General features: G+C 62.6%; 8 protein-coding genes, 1 other RNA gene and 1 riboswitch. Of the genes, 5 read left to right on the top strand and 4 right to left on the bottom strand.

Going from position 1 to position 7,671, the window contains the following annotated elements; translation table 11 throughout:
• A partial coding sequence (locus tag AC1DWI_RS08705; RefSeq protein ID WP_477724682.1) for a LysR substrate-binding domain-containing protein occupies positions 1-705 on the top strand: 705 nt, incomplete at its 5' end.
• A gap of 11 nt (positions 706-716) precedes the next feature.
• Here the strand turns inward: AC1DWI_RS08705 and AC1DWI_RS08700 are convergent.
• The 4 genes from AC1DWI_RS08700 to AC1DWI_RS08685 form a co-directional block, all read right to left on the bottom strand.
• On the bottom strand, positions 717-1,517 hold the full coding sequence (locus AC1DWI_RS08700) for a sulfite exporter TauE/SafE family protein (protein ID WP_457280493.1): 801 nt from the start codon (positions 1,515-1,517) through the stop codon (positions 717-719).
• A 92-nt stretch (positions 1,518-1,609) separates the two neighbouring features.
• Positions 1,610-1,789: non-coding RNA, 6S RNA (gene ssrS, locus AC1DWI_RS08695), on the bottom strand.
• A 66-nt stretch (positions 1,790-1,855) separates the two neighbouring features.
• The gene (locus AC1DWI_RS08690; RefSeq protein WP_457280494.1) at positions 1,856-2,191 is read right to left on the bottom strand and encodes a cell division protein ZapA; all 336 of its coding nucleotides are present in this window, start codon (positions 2,189-2,191) and stop codon (positions 1,856-1,858) included.
• A complete protein-coding gene (locus tag AC1DWI_RS08685) occupies positions 2,188-2,427 on the bottom strand; it encodes a DUF904 domain-containing protein (protein WP_477646586.1) in 240 nt (79 codons plus the stop codon). The genes AC1DWI_RS08690 and AC1DWI_RS08685 overlap by 4 nt, the downstream gene beginning before the upstream one ends.
• A 46-nt stretch (positions 2,428-2,473) precedes the next feature.
• A riboswitch (cobalamin riboswitch) is annotated at positions 2,474-2,759 on the top strand.
• Between the two features lie 84 nt (positions 2,760-2,843).
• Between AC1DWI_RS08685 and AC1DWI_RS08680 the strand changes: the two genes are divergently transcribed.
• From AC1DWI_RS08680 to AC1DWI_RS08665, 4 genes are read left to right on the top strand one after another with little or no spacing between them, the layout of a single operon-like run.
• Positions 2,844-4,754, top strand: a complete 1,911-nt coding sequence (locus AC1DWI_RS08680; RefSeq protein ID WP_477669201.1) for a TonB-dependent receptor domain-containing protein — start codon at positions 2,844-2,846, stop codon at positions 4,752-4,754.
• Between the two features lie 22 nt (positions 4,755-4,776).
• Entirely contained in the window at positions 4,777-6,117 is a 1,341-nt protein-coding gene (locus AC1DWI_RS08675; protein ID WP_477669202.1) for a cobyrinate a,c-diamide synthase, read from the top strand.
• Entirely contained in the window at positions 6,114-6,962 is an 849-nt protein-coding gene (locus AC1DWI_RS08670) for an ABC transporter substrate-binding protein (protein ID WP_477669203.1), read from the top strand. The genes AC1DWI_RS08675 and AC1DWI_RS08670 overlap by 4 nt, the downstream gene beginning before the upstream one ends.
• Positions 6,959-7,543, top strand: a complete 585-nt coding sequence (locus AC1DWI_RS08665; RefSeq protein ID WP_477669204.1) for a bifunctional adenosylcobinamide kinase/adenosylcobinamide-phosphate guanylyltransferase — start codon at positions 6,959-6,961, stop codon at positions 7,541-7,543. Before AC1DWI_RS08670 ends, AC1DWI_RS08665 begins: the two co-directional genes overlap by 4 nt.
• The last annotated feature ends 128 nt before the right edge of the window (positions 7,544-7,671 follow it).

The raw sequence follows: 7,671 nt of genomic DNA, 5'->3' as shown, positions 1-7,671 counted from the left end.
GCGCAGTTCAAGGGCATCTCCGGCGGCAAGCTGAATGTTGCGGTGATCAGCGCCGGAGATTATTTTTTTCCGCGCCTGCTCGTCGAGTTCGCACGGCGCCACTCGGGCGTGACGCTGGACTTCGGCGTCTGCAATCGCGAGGAACTCTTGAGCCAGCTGACCGATAACCTGACGGATCTGGCCGTCATGGTGCGCCCGCCGCTGGATATGGACACAGTGAGCGAACCTTTCGCCCCGCACCCTTATGTTGTTGTGGCGGCGCCCAACCATCCGCTGGCAGCCAAAAAGCGCATTCCGCTATCGCGCCTGGCCAGCGAACCCTTTGTTGTGCGTGAAAAGGGTTCCGATACCTGGAATTCGATGGAGGAGGGCTTCGGCGCGCACCTGGCCGACCTCAACATCGCGATGGAGATCAAGAGCACGGAAACCATCAAACAGGCCGTGATCGCGGGCATGGGGGTGAGTTTTCTGTCGGCGCATACCATCAGCCGCGAACTTCAGGTGGGCAGCCTGACCGTKCTCGACGTGCAGGGTTTTCCGCTGATGCTGAATTGGTATGTCGTGCACCGCCGCAACAAGCGGCTGACGCCGGTAGCGCAGGCTTTCAAGACTTTTTTGATGACCGATGGCGGGGCGTTGATCGAGCAGACAATTGGTTTTCGTCCCAAAACGGCACAGCCCCGGCGTGCTGCGGCCCGCCGGTAGTACGACAAGGGTTAGCGCAGCAGGAAATAGGCCGCCAGGATGTACAGCACAACCGCGAAGACTTTCTTCAGCGGCTGGATGTCCATGCGATGCGCCGTGCGTGCGCCCAGCGGCGCTGTGCAAATACTGGCCACCGAGATGATGACCAGCCCTGGCAGGTACAGAAAGCCGATGGAGCCGGGCGGCATTTGCGGGAGATTCTGGCCGGCCCAGATGTAGCCCAGGGTGCCGGCCAGCGCGATTGGAAAACCAAGGGCTGCCGAGGTTCCCACGGCGTCATGGATTTTCACGTTGCACCAGGTCATGAAGGGCACCGAAACGAAGGCGCCGCCTGCACCCACCAGTGAAGACAGCATGCCGATGACACCACCCATGCCAAAGGTGCCCAGGCGGCCGGGCAGGGTGCGGCTGGGTTTGGGTTTACGGCCCAGAAACATCTGGGTGGCTGAAAACGCCACAAAAACGGCAAACAGGATGCTGAGGATCTTGCCCGGCAAGGCCACTGCCAGTTGGGCGCCAATCAATGACCCCAGCAAAATGCCGGGCGCCAGCAGCCGAACGATGGGCCACAGCACGGCCCCGCGCCGGTGATGCGCACGCACTGATGACAACGAGGTGAAGCAGATGGTGGCCAGCGAGGTGGCGACCGCCATTTTCACGGTGTATTCCTGCGGGTAGCCCTTTGCCGTGAGGATGAAGGTGATGAACGGCACCATCAGCATCCCGCCGCCGATGCCCAGCAGGCCTGCAAGAAAACCGGTGCACAGACCCAACAAAAGAAGTTCGGCAATAAGTTGGGGTTCGAGAGACATCAGATCTGCTGTGGCACGGCGGGCTGGGCCCACAACCGGCTATTGTTTTTGTTCGCGGCCTGGATTCCGTTCGGATCCGGGACAAGAAAAGAAAGGTGTCTGCGAGTGCCACTGGACCGTCATCCTGAACCGGGGTTCAGGTGGGCGAGGGCAGTCAGGTTTCGGGTTCGTCTGACGCGAGACGATCACACCTGCCGGACAATTTACCAAGCCCGTGCTCGAAGAGCATTGGTTCAAGGAAATATAAAGCCCAATGCGCATCGCAGACATGTTCATTGTAGGCCTTTGCGGCCCTCGCGCGCGAAGTAGGGAGTGATTTACCGCAGGGGTGCGCGGGCTTAAAGCAGGCGGCCGTCAACGCCCAGGGCCGTGTCAAGCCGCTGTAGCAAGGCTGTGAGTTGCGGATGCGTTGTTTCGCCAGCACTGGCGGTTGTTTCCGCTGTTGTCGCAGCGGGTGTGGGCGTAGCGTTTGGCGTGCGCTCGGGGAGCTCAAAGGCGAGATTGAGCGCCGCCAGAACGGCAATGCGGTCACGTGCCTTGATTTTCCCGGCATCGCGAATCCTGCACATGGCCATGTCAACACGGTTCACGGCGTCCAGCATTCGGGCGTCGCCATTTTCGGGGCAGCCCAGCAAATAGCTTTGGCCCATGATCTGCACTTCGAGCTGTTTCATGACTCGGTTCCCACAGTGTTTTTGACGGCATGCCCGTTGGTTTCGGGCAGGCGCTCCAGCAGTGCATCCACACGGGCGCGTGCCGCGCCCAGCCGCGATTTGAGGGAGTCGCGTTCGTGCGTCAGAACGCCGACCTGCTCCACCAGGAGCTCGTTGGTACGCTGCAGCTCCTCATAGCGCAGCAGGAGCCGCTCAACGCGTTCGACGATCTGGTCGATTTGGGTTTGGTTCGACATGGCAGCTCCGATTGTAGGGTTTGCGGCCGGACATGGGGAAGGCCCGCGTAGAATCTGCCCTGTTGGTGCCCGCAGTGTGGTTCGCACGCTGCAGTTCAACGGGAAGCAGGAGGGGGTCAAAGCCATGCATCAGGTCAACCTGATTCGCTGGCGCCGAGACCTTTAACCTGCGCTGCCCCCGCAACGGTAATACGGACGAATGGGCTCCTGACGTCAAGTCAGAAGCCCATTCAGCTTTCATCACTAGCCACTGAGCGTTTTGAACACACGCTTGGGAAGGCGATGGAGGCAGTTCCGTCAGCCCGGATACCGGCCAACAAGGTGAACGCGCACGTCCATGAACTGGCATGAGCGTTTGTAACGCTCATGCACTGGCGGGGAAGCCAGTGAGGGTATTTTGTTGATTGTCTGATTCCATGAAAACCTGTGTTTTCCACACACGCCTTGCCGTGCTTCCGCTGGCTGTGGCCGCTGCATTTCCCGCCTTGTCCCAGACTGCCCCGGCGGCTCAGGCCGGCGCGGCGCCACAACTCAAGGAAATGGTGGTAACCGCTACGCGCAGCGCCCAACCCATCGGCGATGTCATTGCTGATGTCACGGTCATTGACCGTGAAACCATAGAGCGCGCCGGCCCGGTGGGGCTGGCTGACGTTCTGGTTCGCGTGCCAGGCATACAGATCACCCGTAACGGCGGTATCGGCAGCAATACAAGCGTTTTTGTGCGTGGCGGTGAAACCCGCCACACCCCGGTTTTTGTAGACGGCGTGAGGGTGGAGTCGCAGACGACGGCTGGAGCCGCCTCCTGGAACAACATTCCCCTCTCGCTGATTGATCGCATTGAGATCGTGCGCGGCCCCAGCAGCGCAGTCTATGGCTCCGACGCCGTGGCCGGCGTGATCCAGATTTTCACCAAGCGCGGCCAAGGCCGTTTTTCGCCTTCCGTGACGGTCGGCTACGGCTCCTACAACACCAGCCGGGTCGAGCTCGCCGCCAGCGGTTCAGCGGGCGGCTTTGACTATTCGCTGGGCTTGACGCAGGGACAAAGCGATGGCTTCAATGCCCGGACCATCCCGGCTCAAAACCCCGATGCCGACGGCTACAAAAGCCAGAGCGCCAATGCCAAACTGGGTTTGCAGATCAACCCTGACCACCGCATTGAAGCCAATGTGTTGCAGAGCCATATGGATGCGCAGTACGACGGCGGCCTCACACGCGACTTTCGCCGCATCAGCGACCTGCAGACCCTGGGCCTGCAGTGGGAAGCCAAATGGTCTGGCCAATACAGCACCAAGCTGACGATCACGCAAGGTACCGATTCAGGTGAAGAAGGCCTGAACGGCTCGACCCCGCAGATTTCTTACGACAAGAGCACCATCAGCACGTTGTTGTTCCAGAACGAATACCGCATTGGCGCGCATCTCCTGAGCGCCACACTGGAAAGCCGTCGCGATGTGTTCCTCCTGGTTGGCTCCTCGGCCGTGCCGGCTGGCATGAGCACCCTCAACGGGAACCGTTCGCTGGATGGCGTGAGCCTGGGCTACGGCTGGAGCGGCGGCGCGCACACGGTGCAGTTCAACGCCCGCCATGACACGGACAGCGAATTCGGCGGAAAGACCACCGGCTCCGCCGCCTATGCCTTTGCGCTCACGCCACAGTGGAAAGTGTCCGCATCCGCCGGCACCTCCTTCCGGGTCCCCACGCTGTACCAGCGTTTCAGCATTTACGGCACCTCGACCTTGAAGCCCGAATCCGGCCGCAGCGTGGAAATGGCGCTCAAATACAGCCAAGGGACTGCCCAGTACGGTGTCACCGCTTATCGCAACCGCCTGACCAACCTGCTGAGCTTCGTCACGGGCAACGGTCCCTGCATCAATGGCGGCCCGCCGACGGTGCTGAGCAATCGTGGCTGCTATGCCAACACGGCGCAGGCCCAGTACACGGGGCTGACATTCACGGCTGCCGAGACGCTGGGCAATGTTCACATCCACGGCTCGCTGGATCTGCAGAATCCGAAGAACCTGGTCACCAACCGAACCCTGCAGCGCCGCTCCCGCCAATACGGCACGCTGGGCGCCGAGATGCCGGTGGGCGGCTGGCAACTGGCGACGGACCTGGTGATGGCCTCGCACGCACTCGACAGCGACACCAGCAACGTGGTGCTGCCAGGCTATTCGCTCGTGAACCTGAGCGCCACGACGGCGCTGTCGCGCGACTGGAAACTGGTCGCCAAGCTGGACAATGTGACCGACAAGGTCTACCAGACTGCTGGCACCTAYGCCAATGGCCGGCGCTCTGCGTACGTCGGCCTGACCTGGGCGCCCCAGTAAGTAAGCCTCATCCACACCACCCATGCAAACCTTCGTCCGCTGCCCTGCCATCCTCATCGCCGCCCCGGCTTCCGGCCAGGGCAAGACGACGGTGACCTGCGCGCTGGCGCGCCTGCATGCACGTCAGGGCCGGCGGGTTCGGGTTTTCAAGTGCGGGCCGGATTTTCTGGACCCGTGCTGGCACGCCCTGGCCAGCGGCACGCCGGTGTACCAGATGGATCTGTGGATGACGGGCGAGGACGATTGCCGCGCGCGCCTGCATGCGGCGGCGCTGGAGGCCGACCTGGTCATTGTGGAAGGCGTGATGGGCCTGTTTGACGGTGAGCCCAGCGCGGCCGACCTGGCGCAGCGCTTTGGCTTGCCAGTGCTGGCGGTGGTGGATGCATCGGGCATGGTGGCTACCTTTGGCGCGCTGGCTTTTGGCCTGCAGCACTATCGCCCCGACATGCCCTGGGCCGGGGTGCTGGCCAATCGCGTGGCCAATGCGCGCCATGCGGGCATGCTGCAGGCCAGCGTGGCAAACGACCAATGGCTGGGTGCGGTGTTGCGCAATGCCGCCATGGCCTTGCCCAAGCGCCACCTGGGGCTGACCGTCGCGACCGAAGTGGCAGATGCCATGGAAAGGCTGGACGCCGCAGCCGATACGCTGGCCACCACGCCGCTGGGTCAGATGACCCTGGACGACTTACAGCGATGGGCGGTGGACTTCGCGGCGCCGGAAGCCTCTGCGCCCATTGCTCCCATGCTGAAAGGCAGAACCATCGCTGTTGCGCACGATGCCGCTTTCTGTTTTATCTACGCGGCCAACCTCGATACCCTGCGCGCGCTGGGTGCTGAGCTGGTGTTTTTTTCGCCGCTGTCTGGCGCGGCGCTGCCTGCATGCGACGCGCTGTGGATTCCCGGCGGCTACCCTGAGCTGCACGCAGAGGCGATTGCCGCTAACACCCCTATGCGGGAAAGCCTGGCCGCACACATTTCCGCAGGCAAACCTGTATGGGCCGAGTGCGGCGGCATGATGGCTCTGTTTGAGACGCTGGTCACGCTGGATGGCCAACACCATGTGCAATGGGGTGTGCTGCCTGGCGAAGTGACCATGCAAAAGCTGCTGGCTGGCCTGGGCCCGCAGCAGCTGGCCCTGGAAAGCGGTACCTTGCGCGGCCACACTTTCCATTACTCGACCACGGCCACGCCGCTACAGCCCGCGGCACGCACCTCGCGGCCGGGCACCGCGCCTGCGCCGGATGCGGGCGAGGCCGTATGGCAGCAAGGTGCGGTGCGCGCCAGTTACTTCCACGCCTGGTTCCCGTCTTGCCCCGAAGCGGTGGCGGAGCTGTTCACGGCACCTGTAGAGGTGACTGCATGACGGACTTGCTGCACTACCAGCCCGGCCCGCAGCGCATCGTCTGCCTGACCGAGGAGACCACCGAATGGCTTTACCTGCTGGGCCAGCAGCAGCGCATTGTGGGTATCTCGGGCTACACCGTGCGGCCCAAACGCGCGCGCGATGAGAAGCCGCGCGTCAGCGCCTTCCTGAGCGCGAAGATCGAGAAGATCATGGAACTGCAGCCCGACTGCGTGCTGGGCTTTTCGGACCTGCAGGCCGATATTGCTTCGGACCTGGTCAAGCGCGGCGTGCAGGTCACGATCTTCAACCAGCGCAGCGTGGCCGAGATTTTCTCCATGCTGTTCCAGCTGGCCGCCATGGTGGGTGAGGCGGAGCAGGGCGCGCAGCGCATTGCACAGTTGCAGGCCGATTTGCGTGCCATGCAGGCGGCCGTCGCGGCCAGGGTCGCCAAGGGTGCGCGCCGCCCCAAGGTGTATTTTGAAGAATGGGACAGCCCGCACATCAGCGCGATCCGCTGGGTGTCGGAGCTCATCGGCATCGCGGGAGGTGACGATTGCTTTCCTGAGCTCGCCGCCGAATCGCTGGGCAAGAACCGCATCATTGCCGACGGGGCCGAGATCGTCCGCCGTAACCCGGATCTCATACTGGGCTCCTGGTGCGGCAAGAAATTCCGGCCGGAGAACGTGGTGGCACGCGAGGGCTGGGGTGCGGTGAATGCGGTGCGTCACAACCAGCTGTTTGAGATCAAGTCCCCCGACATCCTGCAGCCCGGCCCCGCTGCGCTGACCGACGGCGTGGCCAGGATGCACCAGATCATCCTGCAGTGGATGGACGCTGATCAAGCCGGAGCATTCCGATCATGAGCACGATGACGATTGCCAAAAGCGAATTGATTCTGGGTGGTCAGAAAAGTGGCAAGTCACGCCGCGCCGAACTGCTGGCGTGCCAGTGGCTGGACCAGAGACTCGGCCACCGCGCCGTGCTGATTGCCACCGCACAGCCTTGGGACGAGGAGATGCGCCAGCGCATCGCCCGCCACCAGGCGGATCGCGCCGAGCGCGTGCCCGGCATGACCACGGTGGAAGAGCCGTTGGCGCTGGCGGAGGCGATTCAAAAACACAGCCAGCCCGACACCTTGGTGGTGGTGGACTGTCTGACGCTGTGGCTCACTAACCGGCTGATGCCCGTGGATTTTGAGTCAAATAAGCCTGTAGCCCTCATGGACAGTGCGCCAGCAGCTTCTCTTTTGATAGCAATTTCCAAAGCCCCTGGCCCTGTGGTGTTGGTGGGCAATGAGATTGGCCTGGGCGTGATTCCGATGGGGCGCGAGGTTCGCGCCTTTGTGGATGCCTTGGGCAAACTGAACCAGGATGTGGCCGCTGCGTGCCAGCGCGTGACGCTGATGGCGGCAGGGTTGCCGCTGACTTTGAAGGATGCGGCATGAAGATGGACCTCCGCCGCTTTCATAGACTTTTCCCGTTGCACAGACGCGGGGTGGCAGAGCGTTTTGCTCCGTGTCCCCCGCCCGCTTTGCAGGCTCCTCCTTTACCTGCGCAAAACGCTCTGCCGCCC

Source organism: Polaromonas sp. P3_C2 (genome assembly GCF_056402675.1).
Note: the sequence above shows the minus strand (reverse complement) of the source record. Positions and strands in the feature narration are given on the sequence as shown.

Excerpts from the sequence above, each read along its gene's own strand:
- AC1DWI_RS08690 (WP_457280494.1), bottom strand. The coding sequence starts at position 2,191 with ATGAAACAGCTCGAAGTGCAGATCATGGGCCAAAGCTATTTGCTGGGC.
- AC1DWI_RS08700 (WP_457280493.1), bottom strand. The coding sequence starts at position 1,517 with ATGTCTCTCGAACCCCAACTTATTGCCGAACTTCTTTTGTTGGGTCTG.
- AC1DWI_RS08665 (WP_477669204.1), top strand. The coding sequence starts at position 6,959 with ATGAGCACGATGACGATTGCCAAAAGCGAATTGATTCTGGGTGGTCAG.
- AC1DWI_RS08685 (WP_477646586.1), bottom strand. The coding sequence starts at position 2,427 with ATGTCGAACCAAACCCAAATCGACCAGATCGTCGAACGCGTTGAGCGG.
- AC1DWI_RS08675 (WP_477669202.1), top strand. The coding sequence starts at position 4,777 with ATGCAAACCTTCGTCCGCTGCCCTGCCATCCTCATCGCCGCCCCGGCT.
- AC1DWI_RS08670 (WP_477669203.1), top strand. The coding sequence starts at position 6,114 with ATGACGGACTTGCTGCACTACCAGCCCGGCCCGCAGCGCATCGTCTGC.